Raw genomic sequence first — 15375 nt, forward strand, 5'->3', positions numbered from 1 at the left:
TAACAGAACCGGGATAATGCTACTGCACAATGAGAATCGTACCATGACCACCACCATCGAGACCGGCCCCACGCGGGACGAAATCCAGGCTCATCGCGGCGCTTCCGCGGTGGCGCCCGAGAACACCATCGCCGCCTTTCGCGCCGCCGCCGAACAGGGTGCGCGCTGGGTGGAGCTCGATGTCGCCCTGCTCGCGGACGGCACACTCGTCGTCATCCACGACGACAGCGTCGACCGGACCACGTCCGGCAGCGGGTCGCTGGGCGCCCTCGGTCTGGCCGATGTCGCCGCGCTGGATGCGGGCAGCTGGTTCGACGGGAAATTTGCCGGGGAACGCCTGCCGACGTTGGCGGAGACGATCCGGGCGCTGGGCGAATTCGGCCTCAGCGCCAATGTCGAGATCAAGCAGCATCGGCACCACAAATCCCTCGACCAGCTCGTTCGCGCGGTCCAGGCCGATATCCGCACCCGCGCGCCGCAGACCCGGATCATGATTTCCAGCTTCGACCCGGAAGCACTCAAGGCGATGCGCCGGCTCGAGCCCGAACTGGAAATAGCCCTGCTCTACGAGCGCCCGCCCGAGGATTGGGAAGCGCAACTGGCGGCGATCCCGGCCACCACGCTCCATGTCCACTACAAGGCGCTGTGCATCGGTTTTCTCGAGGAGACGGCGCGGCGCGGCATCAAGGTGCGCGCCTGGACCTGCAACGACCCCGCCGACCTCGCCTCCTTCTGGCGCGCCGGGCTGACCGGGGTGATCACCGACAACCCGGCGATCTTCCTCGACCGGCTGTAGATCGCTTCAGCTCTTCACGGAAGGCCGTTGCCCTTCCGCCGCCTCACGTGCTCTGCATTTCCCGCAGCAGCGATCCCGGGCGGCGGGCCAGCACCCGCAATAGCGTGGTGGCGCCCAGCATGGCCGTCACTGCCACCACGCCCAAGAGGATCCAGGCGATGCCGGGAATGTCGAAGGCGAAGGCGACGTTGAGCAATATGGCGCTCAGCAGCCAGGCCGTGCCGATGCCCACGGGCGCCGCGACCAGGGCGGCGAAGCTGGCCACGAGGCAGAATTGCAGCAGCGCCGCTCCCAGGATCTGCCGCTGCCGCGCCCCGAGCACCTTAGTCATCACCGCGTCGGCCTCGCGCTGCTTGCGGCCGGAGGCGAGGCTGCCGATGAGAATGAGCAGGCCGTTGGACACGGCGACCCCGCCCACCGCCGCGACGGCGAGCGAGAGCTGACCCAGCGCCGCGGTGATACGCTCGAGCGTCGCGCCGATGGCGATGAACTTGACGTCGGGCAACTCGATGGCGAGGAACCGCTCGGCCTCCTCCTCCCGCCCGGGCGCCGCCGAGACCGAGGCCAGCAGGGTGGAGGGATAGGTTTCGAGCACGCCGGGCGAGAAGGCGACGAGAAAATCGATCCCGCCCTGCCAGGCATAGTCGCGAAAACTCGCCACCCGCGCCAGAATGACGTCGCCGAACAGGTCGAAGCCGATCTCGTCGCCGAGCCTCAGTCCCAGGCTCTGGCGCAGATTCTGGTGCAGCGACACCAGAGGCGGCCCGGCATAGTCGGGCGCCCACCATTCCCCTTCCACCACGCGGGACGCGGCGGGCAGCGCCGTGCGATAGGTCATCGGGATTTCGCCCGAGAGCAGGAAGGCGGCTTCCGGCCCTTCGGCCCGCAATGTAGCCGCCGGGCGCCCATCGATGGTTTCGACCCGCCCGCGCAGCATCGGCGTGGTGACCGCCGCGACGATGCCCCCGTCATGGGCGAGGGCGAATTCGTTGAGCAGTTCGGCCTCGTCGGGAAACAGATCGGACGCCACCAGGGTGGGCGCGTCGAACACCGAGGCGCCCAGGAATTCGTTGCGCAGATTGATCGACAGGATCTGCACCACCACCATGACCACGATGGCCAGCCCCACCGCCGTCGCCACCGCAGAGGTGGCCTGGGGCGAGCCGACCATGGACCGCAGGGCCTGGCGCAATGGCCACCACGGCGCTTCCATGACCGGCCGGATGATGGCCAGCACCAGCCGGCTGCCGAGCTGGAAGGCGATGGCTGCGACCAGACATGCCCCGGCAAAGGCCCCTACCAGCAGCGCATTGCCGGTCAGCAGCACGGCCAGCAGGAAGAACAGCACTATGGCCACCGCCAGCGGCAGCAGCGTGGGGGAAAGCAGCAAACGCCGCCAGTCGATGGGCGGCGCGCCCAGCCCGCGCGCGCGGAACAGGCTGGCGGGGCTGACCATCTGCGCCTGCACCAGCGGCAGATAGGAAAAGGCGAAGGCGGTCAGCAGGCCGACGCCCGCGGCGATGGCGATCGCCACCCAGTCCAGCCCGGCGCCGAGCGGTACGCCGATGGCCTCGCCCACCGCGGGCAGCGCCATGAGCCCGATGGCGCAGCCGATGGCGACGCCGATGCCGACGCCGATCACCGCCAGGGTCAGAACCTGCACGAGGAAATGCACCATGACGCGGGATCGTGAGGCGCCCAGGCTGCGCAGCACGGCGATGACCCCGGCCCGCTCGATCACATAGGCCAGCATGACGCTCCAGACGCTGACCCCGCCGATCAGCAGCGAGCCCAGGCCGACGATCACGAGGAAGCCCGTGAACAGTTCGTAATAGCGTAGCATCGGTCCCAGCCCGTCGAGGGCCGAGCGGATATCCCAGCCCGAATCGCCCAGCTCCGCCATCAGGGCGGACCGCGCCGCCTCTATGTCGTGATCGGCGAGCGACAGCTTGTAGCGGAAATTGGTGCCTAGGCCCGGCAAAGGCGAGGTGCGGTCCGAAACCCAGGCAAAACCTTCCGTGCTGACCAGCGTGGCGAGGCCGAGCCGAAAGCCGCGCACCGGTCCGTCCGGCAAGGAAACCAGTGTGCCGCGCACGGTAAATTCGGTGCCCCCGATGCTGATCTGGTCGCCGATATCGAGCCCGAGCTGATCGAGCATGACCGGATCGACCAGGGCGCCGAAGGTCCCGTCGCGCTCGGCCAGCGCGTCATATGGATCGTCCGCCGCTTCGGCATAGCTGGTCTCGATCCGGCCCAGCAGCGGATAGTTGGGGCCGGCGGCGATCAGATCGACGAAGGCCTCGCCATCGGGGGATTGGCCCCCCACATTGGTCTCGACCACATAGGCCACGGCGCCGAAGCCCTCGAGGGTCCTCAGTTCCGCCTCGGTCGCCGGACGGTCGGCGCGGATCAGCTCCAGGTCGCCGCCCATCAGGGCCGCCGCATTCTGGTCCACGGCTTTCGTGATCGCTCCGCCGACGGCACTGACGCCGGCGATCAGCGCCGTTCCCACGGCAAGGCATAAAATCAGCAGCCAGAAGCGCTTCCAGCCGCCGGCCATTTCGATGAGCCCGATCCGGGCCGCGGACGACAGGGCGCGCATCACTTCTTCTCGCGCGGCGTTTCGGCGAGTTCGCCCTGCATCATGGTGAACACGCGGTCGGCGCGGGCGGCAAGGGCAGGATCGTGGGTGATCAGCACCATGGCGGTGCCGTTGCGCCGGGCCAGATCGAACATCAGGTCGGCCACTGCCGCCCCGGTTTTCTGGTCAAGATTGCCGGTCGGCTCGTCCGCCAGCAACAGACGCGGCTTGGTCACCAGAGCCCTGGCGAGCCCCACGCGCTGCTGTTCGCCGCCCGAGAGCGCGCCGGGCCGGTGGTCGAGCCTGCCCCCCAGGCCCACTGCCTCGAGCGTGGCGGCAGCCTCTTTGCGCACGGCGGCCAGATCGAGATCGGGGCGGGCGATTTCCAGTGCCAGCCCGACATTGTCGAGCGCGCTCAGCGAGGGAATGAGGTGGAAGCTCTGGAAAACGATGCCCAGCGTATTGCGCCGGAACACCGCCATGGCATCCTCGTCGAGCCCGGTTATATCGGTACCGCCAACCACGATCCGCCCGGCGCTGGCGCGCTCCAGCCCCGCCAGCAGCATCAGCAGCGACGTCTTGCCGCTGCCCGAAGGTCCGATTATGGCGGCGACCTGTGCGGCCTCGACGCGCAGGGACACGCCGCGCAGGATCCGCATGGGCTTGCCCGCCACCTGAACGGTATAGTCCACCGCACTGGCGTCGATGATGGCGTCATCCGGAGCGGAGGCGGGCGAGCCGGGACGGCCCGGGCTTGCGGCAATGTTCATGGTTCGGGCCACGCGCAATAATTAATTTGTCAACAGTCGCATACATTGTTGGCGGAATTACCAAACCGATACAATATCGCCATGAACGGGGGACGAGGTTTTCAAGTGATTAAACGCCTGGTTGGAAAATTTGCAGTGGCCTTGGCGCTGGCGGGACTGGCGGCGCCGGGAACGGCCATGGCCGGGCCGGTGGAAGAAAGCCTGCTGGCCTCCTATATCGGCAACTGGCGGGGCGAGAGCATGCTGGTGGGCGGAGAAAAGCCCGAACCCTTCCGCTGCCGGCTCTCGGTGACGCAGGGCAATCAGGGCAAGATCAACTATGCCGGCCGCTGCACGCTGGTGAACATGAACCTGTCGGTCAGCGGCACCATCGCCTATATCGATCACGATTCGCGCTACGAGGCGGTGATGAGCTCCAATGCCGGTTTTTCCGGCGTCGCGGTAGGCCGCCAGGCCGGGAAGCAGATCGGCTTCGACCTCACCGAGCGGCAGAAGGATCGCGGCGGCAACGACATGCAGATCGGCTCGCGGCTGTTTCTGGTCGACGGCACGATCGTGGTGGAATTCCAGGTCGAGTTCAACGATTCGGGCGCGGTGCTCAACACCAGGGTCCCCTTCGCCCGCTAGATCGGACACACCCAAAAAAAGAAACCCCGCCGGGGCGGGGTCAGTGGGTCAGGAAAATGGACGGGGCGAGCGCTTGGCTTGCAGCGCTCAAGCCCCTGTAGCGCCGTCATTGCTGGCAGGCGCTACTGCGGCATCATCGCCATCCGGCGGGATCGGGCCATGGGCCTTTGGTCCCACTAGTCCGCTGGCGATGAAATATGATCATATATTTGATTTGCCTGCCCTTTCCGTCCAGCGGGAGCAGCGAACAAATGCTCGGGGACCCGGTGCGGGGATGTATAGCTTGTCAGGCACCATGGGCAGCGAACGGCGGCGCGCGGCCGGGGTTCTGCGCATGACTGACATAGCCTGGGGGCGGACATGTTTAACCTCCTGGCTTCTCGCGGATGGCGGAAGCGGACATTGTTGATTTTGGAAAGGGCCTTTCGGGCCCGCATCCAACATCGGTGCTGATCGGGGCATATTCAAGGCCGACCAAAGTCTTGCAGGGGCGACAAAATACCTCAGCGCGGGCGCCGGACCGGCCTCAGCTTTGCGGTGGCCTGTAAATGCGCCTGCCATCCGCCTCGACGATGCCGGAAGCGGGCAGCCGGGCCGAGGAGCGCACCATCAGCTCGCCCCGCAGGATGCGATGCTCGGCCACGATCCTGCCGCTCGCGATCTGTTCCATGAGCAGTTCGACCGTGGTTTCCACCATCCGCTCGAGCGGCTGGCTCATCGTGGTGATGTCGTAGGCGCTCCAGCGGGCCGGACCGACATCGTCGTAGCCGACGATGGAGAGATCGTCGGGGATCGACAGGCCGAACTCGTATCGCGCCACATCCATGACCGCGACCGCCATGTGGTCGTTGGCGACGAACAGCGCGTCCGGCCGGTCGGGCCTGGAAAGGATTTCGCGGGCGGCCGCCTCGGCTCCGGCGCGTTCGTAATTGCCGGTGCCGATGACGATATCGGCGTGGCCGGCCCGCGCCAGCGCCTCGCGATAGCCGGCCAGGCGATCGCGGTTGGTCGAGGAACTCTCGATGCCAGAAATATAGCCGAACCTTTCATGCCCGCCCGCCAGCAGAAACTCGGCGACCAGCCTTCCGCCCTCGAGATTGTGCGCCGTGACGCTGGAGACCGCGTCCCGTTCGGTGGTGCGGTTGAACAGCACCACCGGAATACCGGCCGCGGCGCATTCCTCGGAAAGCTCGGAGGAGAGCGAGGTGGAGGCCAGGATGATGCCGTCCACCCGATATTGCATCAGCTGGTCGAAGACGGGATCGCTGTCCCGGTCGAGCGAGCCGGTGAACAGCAGCAGGCGGTAGTTCTCCCTGACCAGAAGGCGGCCCAGTTCCTCGAGCACGTCCGGATAGAACAGGTTTTCCAGATAGGCCATCACCACCGCGATGATGCGCGAGCGATTGGTGATCAGGGAGCGGGCAAGGGCGTTGGGCCGATAGCCGAGTTCCCGCGCCGCGGCCATGACCTTGGCTCGCATCGTGGGCGAGATGGACGCACCGGGGGTGAAGGTGCGCGAGACGGCGGATTGCGACACCCCGGCCCGTTTCGCCACCTCCGACGATGTCACCCCGGTCTTTTTTACGCCGCCGTCCATCCGCACCCCATCATCGACGCAACCGGCGCGGACCGGAGGCCCGGCCCTTTCGACCCCATGCTATTCGGCCGCCTGGGCGCCCCGCGCCACCGCCGCGCCATAGGGCACGTTGCGGCCGCCATAGCGGCGGACGCGGATATTGGCCTGTTCGGCATGGCCGACAAAACCCTCCAGCATGGAAAGGCGCGAACCATATTCCCCGATGGCGGCGGAGGCCGCATCGGTGGTCACGGTCTGCCAGGTGCATGTCTTCATGAATTTCCCCACCCACAGGCCCCCTGTATAGCGCGCCGCTTTCATCGTGGGTAGCGTGTGGTTGGTGCCGATGACCTTGTCGCCATAGGCGACATTGGTGCGCGGCCCGAGAAACAGCGCGCCGTAATTGGTCATGTTGTCCCGGAACCACATGTCGCGGTCGGTCATGACCTGCACGTGCTCGGAGGCGATGCGGTCGGCTTCCGCCAGCATTTCCTCGTGGCTTTCGCAAAGGATGACCTCGCCATAATCGGCCCAGGACTTGCGGGCGATGTCGGCGGTGGGGAGGATGGCGAGCAGCCGTTCGATCTCGGCCATGGTATCGCGCGCCAGCTTTTCCGAATTGGTCAGCAGGATCGCGGGACTGGTGGGTCCGTGCTCGGCCTGGCCCAGCAGGTCGGTCGCGCAGATCTCGCCATCGACGGTTTCGTCGGCGATCACCAGCGTCTCGGTCGGCCCGGCGAACAGATCAATGCCGACCCGGCCGTAGAGCTGACGCTTGGCTTCGGCGACGAACGCATTGCCCGGCCCCACCAGCATGTCCACCGGCTCGATGCTCTCGGTGCCCAGCGCCATGGCGCCGATGGCCTGGATGCCGCCGAGCACATAGATCTCATCGGCGCCCGCCATGGCCTGGGCCGCCACGATGGCCGGTGCCGGCCTGCCGTTGAATGGCGGCGCGCAGGTGATGACGCGCGCACATCCCGCCACCTTGGCGGTGATCACCGACATATGGGCCGAGGCCAGCAACGGATATTTCCCGCCCGGCACGTAGCAGCCCACCGCATTGATCGGCACGTGCCTGTGGCCCAGCGTCACCCCGGGCAGCGTCTCGACCTCGAGGTCGAGCATGGTCTCCCTTTGCCTCTGGGCGAAATTGCGCACCTGGGTCTGGGCGAATTCGATATCGGCGAGATCCTGATCGGTGAGCTGGCTCATGCATTCGTCGATCTCCTCGCCGCTCAGCCGGAAGTCCTCGCGGTCCCACCGGTCGAACCGCGCCGAGAGTTCGCGCACCGCCGCGTCGCCCCGCACTTCGATATCGCCCAGCATGGCCTCGACGGCCGCCCGGACCTCGCGATCCGCCGCCGCCCGCTCCTGCATGTCCCTGCTGCGCTTCAGCCAGATTGGCATAGGAAACTCCATCATCGATTTCCCGCCTCATAATGCATACGTATGCACAAAGGCAAGGCCATGTCGTTCCGGAGACGGTTTTTCCTCGGGCCCGATCCGTCGGCGGGGAGCGCCGGCGCCCCCCCGAAAAGACCCTTTGCAATAACTTTTCTATTCCGCCTTCCCGCGGGCAATTTCGTGCTCCCGCACCCTTCCGGCAAGCAAAGGAACCCTGCCGGATCGGTGGAGTTTTCCGCATGACGGCTCTATGCTGCGGAAAATCTTCCGGAAGAGATATCTCCATGCATTTCAAGCGTCCCCTTCTTGTCGCCGCGCTGCTGGCCAGCGTCAGTCTTTCCGCCTCCGCCTGGGCGCAGGATTACGATCCCGATGCCAGCATCCGCATCGGTTCGCTCTACGAGCCGCAGAACCTGGACAACACGGCCGGCGCCGGCCAGGGCATCAACGAGGCCTTCAACGGCAATGTCTACGAGGCATTGTTCCAACTCGCCGATTCCGGCGAGGTCGAGCCGAAACTGGTGGAATCCTACGAGGCCAGCGAAGACGGCCTCACCTATACCTTCACCCTGCGCGAGGGCGTCAGTTTCCACTCCGGCGATCCGCTGACCGCGGCCGATGTGAAGCATTCCATCGAGCGGGTCACCGCGGAAACCTCGAAAAGCTCGCGCAAGAACAGCCTCGCCACCATCACCGGCATCGAGGCGCCGGACGACCGGACCGTGGTGATCACCCTGTCGCGCCGGTCGATCTCGCTGCCCTACAATCTTTCCTATGTCTGGATCGTCAACGACGCGGCCGAGGACATCACCGCCGCCGAGGACGGCACCGGCCCCTATACGCTCGAGGAATGGCGTCGCGGCTCGGCGCTGGCGCTCTCGCGCTTCGATGGCTATTGGGGCGAGGCTCCGGCCAATCGCGAGGTCGTCTATACCTATTTCACCGACGCCACGGCGCTCAACAACGCCCTGCTTACCAACGCCATCGACATCATCACCTCGGTCCAGAGCCCCGATTCGCTGGCGCAGTTCGCCGACAATCCGGCCTTCACGGTGACCGAGGGCGCTTCCACCACCAAGGAATTGCTGGCCTATAACGACCGCGTCGCCCCGTTCGACGACGCCAGGGTGCGCAAGGCCCTGGCCCGCGCCACCGACAAGGCGCGCCTGCTCAATTCCATCTGGGGCGATTACGGCACGCTGATCGGCTCCTTCGTACCGCCGACCGACCCCTGGTATGTCGATCTTACCGGTGTCGACGCCTATGACCTCGAGGGGGCCAGGGCGCTGCTTGCCGAAGCGGGCTATGCGGACGGGTTCGAGTTCACCCTCGACACGCCCGACTACGATCCGCACCCCATCGTCGCCCAGTTCCTGCAGTCCGAATATGCCAAGATCGGGGTGACGGTGAACATCAACATCATCACCGCCAATGAATGGTACACCAAAATCTACCAGGAGCGGAATTTCGAGGCGACGCTGCAGGAGCACGTGAACCACCGCGACATCGTCTTTTACGGCAATCCGGATTTCTACTGGGGCTATGACAATCCCGAAGTGGTGCAGTTGATCGCCGATGCCGAGGCGGCGGCGAGCGAAGCCGAACAGGTGGAAAAGCTGACCGAGGCCAACCGCATCATCGCCGAGGACGCGGCGAGCAACTGGCTCTATCTCTATCCGCAGATCGTGGTGTCGGCTGCCAATGTCACCGGCTATCCGGTCAACGGGCTGAACTCGCAGTTCTTCGCCTACGATATCCAGAAGTCCAACTGAACCACATCGGCAAGACTTTATCGCCACCGGCCCGCACGGGCCGGTGGCGTTGTTCGATGCCTGCCGCTATCTTCGGGCAGCATCGGAAGGAACAATCCCATTCTCGCCTATACCATCCGCCGCACCGCCATCCTCGTGGCTTCGCTGTTCATCGCCGCCGTGGTGCTGTTCGCGCTGCTGCGCCTGCTGCCCGGCGACCCGGCCAATGCGCTGCTGGGCGTCGGCGCCACCCAGCAGCAGATCGACGCCGCCCGCGCCCAGATCGGCTCCGACCAGCCGTTATACGTGCAATTTGTCAGCTTCATCGGCAATCTCGCCCGGCTCGATTTGGGCACGTCCTTCGTCAGCCGGGCGCCGGTGCTGCAACAGGTCCTGGACCGCATGTCGGTCACCCTGCCCCTCACCCTTTTCGGCTTCGTTCTCGCCATCGTCATCGCCGTGCCGCTGGGCATTGTCGCGGCGGTCAGGTCCGACCGGTGGTATGGCGCGGCGATCTCGGTGGTCTCGCAGCTTGGCGTCGCCATTCCCGTCTTCTGGGTCGGCATCCTCTTGGTGGCCCTGTTCGCCATCAATCTGCGCTGGCTTCCCTCGGGCGGTTTCCCGCTGCGCGGCTGGAGCAATTTCGGGGAAGCGGCGACGGGCATGATCCTGCCGGCGCTGACCATCGGCCTCGTCATGGGCGCCTCGCTGCTGCGCTATGTGCGGGCGGCGACGCTGGACGTGCTGGGCAGCGACTATCTGCGCACCGCCCGCGCCCTCGGGGCCGGCTTTTCCGAAGCGCTGCTGCGGCACGGCCTGCGTAACGGCGCGGTGCCGGTCATTTCCATCCTGGGTATCGAGCTGGCGACGACCTTTCTGGGCGCCGTCGTCATCGAGCGGGTCTTCAGCCTGCCGGGCCTGGGCTCGATGCTGCTCCTGGCCATCCAGCAGCGCGATTATCCCAATGTGCAGGGCATTCTGTTCGTTTCCACCCTCATGGTGCTGCTGGTGGGCTTTGCCGCCGATCTCGTCCAGCGCCTCGTCGATCCGCGCCTGCGCGGCAGGATGAGCGTGCAGGCATGAGCGAGCTTGCCGCCCCTGCCCCATCCCGTTCCGGCCGGCGCTTCTCCCCGGCGCTGTGGGCCGGCGCGGCCCTGGTGGGCCTTCACGTCCTCGTGGGCCTGCTGACGCTGTTCTGGCTGCCCTATGAGCCCACCGCCTTCACCGGCGGGCGGCTGGAGGGGGCGAGCCTTGCGCACTGGGTCGGCACCGACCGGCTGGGGCGCGACCTGTTCACCCAGTTGATGATCGGCAGCCGCATCGCCCTCCAGGTGGGAATCGGGGCCGTGGCCATCGGCGCCGCCATCGGGGTCACCCTGGGCATCCTCGCCGCCTTCGCCAGCAAATGGCTGGACGACACGCTGGCGGCCACGCTCGATATCCTCATCGCCTTTCCCACCCTGCTCATCGCCATGTTGGTGGTGGCGGCGAGCGACACCGCCAGTCTGTCCTCGGCCATCGTCGCGCTGGGCGTGGCGCTTTCGGCCATCGTGGCACGGCTGACGCGCATTCTGGCCAAGCGCGTACTGGTCATGGACTACATCACCGCGGCGCGCACCTCGGGTTCGTCCTGGCCCAAGATCGTCGTCATCCACATCCTGCCCAATATCTGGCCGACGCTGTCGGTCAATTTCGCCCTGCAATTCGGCCTTGCCGTCATCGCCGAGGCGTCGCTGTCCTATCTCGGCCTCGGCGCGCCGCCGCCCAATGCCTCCTGGGGCCGCATGCTCCAGGAGGCGCAGGGCACGGTCTATACCGCCCCGCTCGGCGCGGTCGCGCCCGGCATTGCGCTGGTTTCCCTCGTCATCGGCATAAACCTGCTCGCCGATGGCCTGCGCGAGCATACCGACCCGGCAAGGAGCGAGCGATGAGCGCGCTTCTCGACATCAGGGGGCTGACCGTCGGCACCCCTCACGAAACGCTCGTATCCGATGTTTCCCTCGCCCTCGGTCACGGTGAAAGGCTGGGCCTGATCGGGGAATCGGGCTCGGGCAAGTCGCTGACCGCGCTGGCCGCCATGGGCCTGCTGCCGGCTGGCCTTTCGGCCCGGGGGTCGGTCCTGCTCGCCGGCCGGCAGGTCGTCGGTGCGCCGGATCGCGAACTCGACGCTCTGCGCGGCACTGCCGTCGCTGCCGTCTTCCAGGAACCGCTGACCGCGCTCGACCCGCTGATGCGGGCCGGACGTCAGGTCGCCGAGCCGCTGGTGCGGCGCGCCCGCCGCGACGGGCGCGCCCTGTCGGCTTCGGAGGTGAACCGCGCGGTCATCGACCTGTTCGAGGACGTGGCCCTGCCCGATCCCCTCCGCATCGCCCGCGCCTATCCGCACGAGCTTTCGGGCGGCCAGCGCCAGCGCGTCGCCATCGCCATGGCGCTGGCCTGCCGGCCCTCGCTCCTCATCGCCGACGAGCCGACCACGGCGCTCGACGTCACCACCCAGGCCGAAATCCTCGTCCTCCTCGACCGGCTGGTGCGCGAGCGGAACATGGCCCTGCTCTTCATCAGCCACGACCTGCCGGTCGTCGCCAATACGGTGGAGCGCGTCGTGGTGCTGCGCCGTGGCGAAGTGGTGGAAGCGGGCCCGGTCGCGGATGTGTTCACCCGGCCGCGGCACGACTATACCAAAAGCCTGCTGGCCGCCGCCCGCAAGCTGGACGACGCCCTGGAGGGACGGCGATGAGCCTCATGCGGATCGACAATGTCAGTTTCGGCTATGGGCCCGGGCGCCGCGTCCTCGAGGACGTCTCGCTCGAGATCGCGCCGGGCGACACCATCGGCCTCGTCGGCGAATCCGGCTCGGGCAAGACCACGCTGTTGCGCCTGCTGCTGGGGCTCGCCCGCCCCGATAGCGGTCGGATCACCTTCGAGGGCACGCCGCTCGATCCACGCGACCGCGCCTTCATGCGGCGGTTCCGGCGGCAGGCGCAGGTGGTGTTCCAGGATCCCTATTCCTCGCTCGATCCGCGCCAGAAGATATTCTCCATCATCGCCGAACCGCTGCGCTCGCTGCGCGTCGAAGGCGATCACGCCCGCCTGGTCGGGGAGACGCTGGAGGCGGTCGGTCTCGACGCTTCCGCCGCCGGCCGCTATCCGCACCAGTTTTCCGGCGGTCAGCGTCAGCGCATCGCCATTGCGCGGGCCATCGTCGCCGGTCCCCGCCTGCTGCTGGCCGACGAGGCGGTGAGCGCGCTCGACCTGACCACCCGTATCCGCATCGTCGAACTGCTGGAGCGGCTGAGCCGGCGCATGAGCCTGCTCTTCGTCTCCCACGATGTCGGCGTCGTCGCCGCGCTCTGCCGGCGCATCGTCATTCTCGAAAAGGGCCGCATCGCCGAAGCCGGCGAGACCGCCGCCGTGCTGGCCAATCCCCGGCACCCCTATACGCAGCGCCTGCTCGCCAGCGTGCCGCGCCTGACCACCAAGGAGGCTTCATCATGACGGACTATCCGACTGCCTATGCCCAATGGCAGGCGCAGCGCCTCGCCGCCCTCAAGGCGCCCGATGGCTGGCTCAACATCATCGCGCGCGACACGCTTGCGGAAGGCACGGTGAGCGTGGGCAGCGCCCCGGACAACGATATCGTGCTGTCCGCCGGCCCGGCCCATGTGGGCCGCATCACCCAGGGCGCCGATGGCGGGGTCACCTACACGCCCGCCGATGGCGGCGCGCCCATGGCGCTCGACCTCTCGCAATACCGGCCCCCGCGCTTTACCGCCGGCAATCTGCTGCTGGAGGTCACCACCCTCAACGGCGCCCATGCGCTGCGGGTGCGCGACACCACTTCCAGCGCTCCCGGCCGGCTCCCGCCGCTCGATTATTTCCCGCTCGATCCGAGCTGGCGGATTCACGCCGAATGGGTGGCGCTGGAGGCGCCCAAGGGGCTGGTCATCGACACCTCCCGCTCCATCCGCACCGAGGTCGAGGCGACGCGCAAGGCGGTGTTCACCCGCGACGGCGTCACCTATGAACTGCTGGCCACCCACGGTACGCCGCAGAGCCTGCAATTCGTCATCCGCGACCTCACCGCGCGCGACAGCACCTATCCGGCCTGCCGCTTCCTGTTCGGCGAGGAGGTGACCGATCATTCCATCGTGCTGGATTTCAACAAGGCCATCAATCCGCCCTGCGCCTTCACCGACTTCGCCGTTTGCCCCCTGCCGCCGCCCGAAAACGTGCTGCCGATCCGGATCGAGGCAGGCGAAAAGCGGCTACGGGGAAGCTAGACCGTTCCGGCGTCTCATGGAAACGCCGGAACCGTCGCAAGTCTCTGATCGGCCGCGCTTCCGGAAACATACGCCGGACAAGCGGCCGATCGGGCTCAGTGTCCGGACATCTCCGGATCGGGCGGCTCGCCGATGGGGCCGAACAGGTCGGGCTGTTCCTCGCCCTCCACGATCAGATAGCCGGCTAGGCCCCGTTCGGCGCGGGAGAGCGCATGGTCGACCAGCACGTAGCGGCCCGGCACCTCGCATTTGAACTCCACCACCGCCGCGCCGCCGGGCGGGACCAGAATGGTCTGCACGTCGGTCTGGGGCGGGCTGGTCAGCGAACCGGTAGTATAGGCGCGGTCGAAGATCTCGCCGATCACATGGAAGGAGGAGGGGAAATTGGGGCCGCCGACGCCGAAGAAGATGCGCACGGTCTCCCCGACATTGGCCCGCAGCGGGAAATGATCGGTGAGGGCCCCCACATGGCCGTTGAAGACGAAATATTCCGGCCGCTCGTCCATCAGCTTGTCATAGCTTTCCGTCAGCAGGCCGCGGCTGCCGAAGGGCTCTTCGGTATAGAGCTCGCCCTGCATGACGTAGAACTCCCGGTCGACCGGCGGCAGGCCGTCTTCGGGCTCGACCAGGATGAGGCCGTACATTCCATTGGCGATATGCAGCGCCACCGGGGCGACGGCGCAGTGATAGACGTATAGGCCCGGATTGAGCGCCTTGAAACGGAAGGCGAATTCCTCGCCGGGAAGCGCCGTGGTGAGGACCGCCCCGCCGCCCGGCCCGGTAACCGCGTGGAAGTCCACATTATGGGCCATCCAACTGTCTTCGGCGTTCTTGAAATAGCACTCCACCGTGTCCCCGACGCGCACCCGGACGAACGGGCCGGGCACCCGCGCATTGAAGGTCCAGAAGCGGAACGTGCTGTTCTCGTCCAGATGCGCTTCCAGCTCGACGGTTTCGAGATCGATGCGCACCGTCTGCGGCTCCCGGCGTTCGATGGGCGGGGGCACGTCGGCAGGGTCGTGGGCGATGTCGGCATGCTCGGGCATGTCCGGATTGACCTGGTAGAGCCGCTCGCTGAGGCTGCCGGCCGAATGCGACATGTGCATGGAATGCTGCTCGGCCGCAGCGCTGGCGTTCTGGGCCTGGGCCGGCTGGGCGCCGAGCACCCCCGCGAAAGTCAGGCCCGCCGAGCCCGCGAGCAGGCTCCTGCGGGTCAGGCCGCGGGCAGCATCGCCGGTTTGAGCGTGATGGTCGTCTTCCTGATCGGTCATCCAACTTTGTCCCTTGCTGGTTGGTGAAAGGAAATGAAAGGACGTGCCCACGGCAGCGTCCGGCACTCCATTGCGCCACCGGAAGCATCGGCCTCCGCGATGCATCCGACAAGGCCTGCTTCCGCCTGCCCCGGCGTATATTCCTCTCCTTGTCCCTTGGTAACGGCGAAGCCAGGCAATGGTTCACCAACAGGGGCTGGGGCTAGATATTGACCTGAGCCCCTGGCAATTTTCATCAGTATGGGCGCTCAGGCCGACGCCCCGCGCCTGAAAATCTGAGGCATAACCATGGACAGGGCGCACACAAAACCGTAAT

At 66.6% G+C, this 15375-nt stretch carries 13 protein-coding genes; 8 read left to right on the plus strand and 5 right to left on the minus strand.

The genetic code is table 11. The annotated features are described in order from the left end of the window. Positions 1-43 precede the first annotated feature (43 nt). Positions 44-796 carry a glycerophosphoryl diester phosphodiesterase gene (locus ACFOOL_RS11150; protein ID WP_380097103.1) on the plus strand — a complete coding sequence of 251 codons (753 nt, stop codon included), beginning with the start codon at positions 44-46 and terminating at the stop codon, positions 794-796. Between the two features lie 43 nt (positions 797-839). Here ACFOOL_RS11150 and ACFOOL_RS11155 read toward each other — a convergent pair whose 3' ends face one another. After that, positions 840-3398, minus strand: a complete 2559-nt coding sequence (locus tag ACFOOL_RS11155; protein WP_380097104.1) for an ABC transporter permease — start codon at positions 3396-3398, stop codon at positions 840-842. Further along, positions 3398-4147, minus strand: coding sequence for an ABC transporter ATP-binding protein (locus ACFOOL_RS11160; RefSeq protein WP_380097105.1), 750 nt, complete (start codon positions 4145-4147; stop codon positions 3398-3400). The genes ACFOOL_RS11155 and ACFOOL_RS11160 overlap by 1 nt, the downstream gene beginning before the upstream one ends. Before the next feature lie 135 nt (positions 4148-4282). On the opposite strand from ACFOOL_RS11160, the gene ACFOOL_RS11165 reads away from it, so the two are divergent. After that, the gene (locus ACFOOL_RS11165; RefSeq protein WP_380097107.1) at positions 4283-4774 is read left to right on the plus strand and encodes a hypothetical protein; all 492 of its coding nucleotides are present in this window, start codon (positions 4283-4285) and stop codon (positions 4772-4774) included. Positions 4775-5300: 526 nt separating this feature from the next. Here the strand turns inward: ACFOOL_RS11165 and ACFOOL_RS11170 are convergent. Both ACFOOL_RS11170 and hisD read right to left on the minus strand, forming a co-directional pair. After that, a complete protein-coding gene (locus ACFOOL_RS11170) occupies positions 5301-6371 on the minus strand; it encodes a LacI family DNA-binding transcriptional regulator (protein WP_380097108.1) in 1071 nt (356 codons plus the stop codon). A 60-nt stretch (positions 6372-6431) separates the two neighbouring features. Then, complete coding sequence (gene hisD / locus ACFOOL_RS11175; protein WP_380097110.1) at positions 6432-7760, minus strand: histidinol dehydrogenase; 1329 nt, start codon at positions 7758-7760, stop codon at positions 6432-6434. Positions 7761-8041: 281 nt separating this feature from the next. On the opposite strand from hisD, the gene ACFOOL_RS11180 reads away from it, so the two are divergent. The 6 genes from ACFOOL_RS11180 (at position 8042) to ACFOOL_RS11205 (ending at position 13788) form a co-directional block, all read left to right on the plus strand. Further along, complete coding sequence (locus ACFOOL_RS11180; protein ID WP_380097111.1) at positions 8042-9529, plus strand: ABC transporter substrate-binding protein; 1488 nt, start codon at positions 8042-8044, stop codon at positions 9527-9529. 114 nt (positions 9530-9643) lie between these two features. Beyond that, positions 9644-10591, plus strand: a complete 948-nt coding sequence (locus ACFOOL_RS11185; RefSeq protein WP_380097484.1) for an ABC transporter permease — start codon at positions 9644-9646, stop codon at positions 10589-10591. After that, on the plus strand, positions 10588-11439 hold the full coding sequence (locus ACFOOL_RS11190; protein ID WP_380097112.1) for an ABC transporter permease: 852 nt from the start codon (positions 10588-10590) through the stop codon (positions 11437-11439). Before ACFOOL_RS11185 ends, ACFOOL_RS11190 begins: the two co-directional genes overlap by 4 nt. Further along, the gene (locus tag ACFOOL_RS11195; protein ID WP_380097114.1) at positions 11436-12245 is read left to right on the plus strand and encodes an ATP-binding cassette domain-containing protein; all 810 of its coding nucleotides are present in this window, start codon (positions 11436-11438) and stop codon (positions 12243-12245) included. Before ACFOOL_RS11190 ends, ACFOOL_RS11195 begins: the two co-directional genes overlap by 4 nt. Further along, a complete protein-coding gene (locus tag ACFOOL_RS11200; protein WP_380097115.1) occupies positions 12242-13003 on the plus strand; it encodes an ABC transporter ATP-binding protein in 762 nt (253 codons plus the stop codon). Before ACFOOL_RS11195 ends, ACFOOL_RS11200 begins: the two co-directional genes overlap by 4 nt. Further along, on the plus strand, positions 13000-13788 hold the full coding sequence (locus ACFOOL_RS11205) for a DUF1684 domain-containing protein (RefSeq protein ID WP_380097116.1): 789 nt from the start codon (positions 13000-13002) through the stop codon (positions 13786-13788). The genes ACFOOL_RS11200 and ACFOOL_RS11205 overlap by 4 nt, the downstream gene beginning before the upstream one ends. A 95-nt stretch (positions 13789-13883) precedes the next feature. On the opposite strand, the gene nirK is transcribed toward ACFOOL_RS11205, so the two are convergent. Next, positions 13884-15059 carry a copper-containing nitrite reductase gene (gene nirK / locus ACFOOL_RS11210; RefSeq protein WP_380097118.1) on the minus strand — a complete coding sequence of 392 codons (1176 nt, stop codon included), beginning with the start codon at positions 15057-15059 and terminating at the stop codon, positions 13884-13886. Between the last annotated feature and the right edge of the window lie 316 nt (positions 15060-15375).

It is taken from the genome of Devosia honganensis (assembly GCF_042648785.1).
GTDB lineage: Bacteria > Pseudomonadota > Alphaproteobacteria > Rhizobiales > Devosiaceae > Devosia > Devosia honganensis.

Bases quoted from the DNA above. Each gene is read 5' to 3' on its own strand.
- ACFOOL_RS11205 (WP_380097116.1), top strand. From the start codon at position 13,000: ATGACGGACTATCCGACTGCCTATGCCCAATGGCAGGCGCAGCGCCTC.
- ACFOOL_RS11195 (WP_380097114.1), top strand. From the start codon at position 11,436: ATGAGCGCGCTTCTCGACATCAGGGGGCTGACCGTCGGCACCCCTCAC.
- hisD (WP_380097110.1), bottom strand. From the start codon at position 7,760: ATGCCAATCTGGCTGAAGCGCAGCAGGGACATGCAGGAGCGGGCGGCG.
- ACFOOL_RS11190 (WP_380097112.1), top strand. From the start codon at position 10,588: ATGAGCGAGCTTGCCGCCCCTGCCCCATCCCGTTCCGGCCGGCGCTTC.
- ACFOOL_RS11150 (WP_380097103.1), top strand. From the start codon at position 44: ATGACCACCACCATCGAGACCGGCCCCACGCGGGACGAAATCCAGGCT.
- ACFOOL_RS11155 (WP_380097104.1), bottom strand. From the start codon at position 3,398: ATGCGCGCCCTGTCGTCCGCGGCCCGGATCGGGCTCATCGAAATGGCC.
- nirK (WP_380097118.1), bottom strand. From the start codon at position 15,059: ATGACCGATCAGGAAGACGACCATCACGCTCAAACCGGCGATGCTGCC.
- ACFOOL_RS11160 (WP_380097105.1), bottom strand. From the start codon at position 4,147: ATGAACATTGCCGCAAGCCCGGGCCGTCCCGGCTCGCCCGCCTCCGCT.
- ACFOOL_RS11180 (WP_380097111.1), top strand. From the start codon at position 8,042: ATGCATTTCAAGCGTCCCCTTCTTGTCGCCGCGCTGCTGGCCAGCGTC.
- ACFOOL_RS11200 (WP_380097115.1), top strand. From the start codon at position 12,242: ATGAGCCTCATGCGGATCGACAATGTCAGTTTCGGCTATGGGCCCGGG.
- ACFOOL_RS11170 (WP_380097108.1), bottom strand. From the start codon at position 6,371: ATGGACGGCGGCGTAAAAAAGACCGGGGTGACATCGTCGGAGGTGGCG.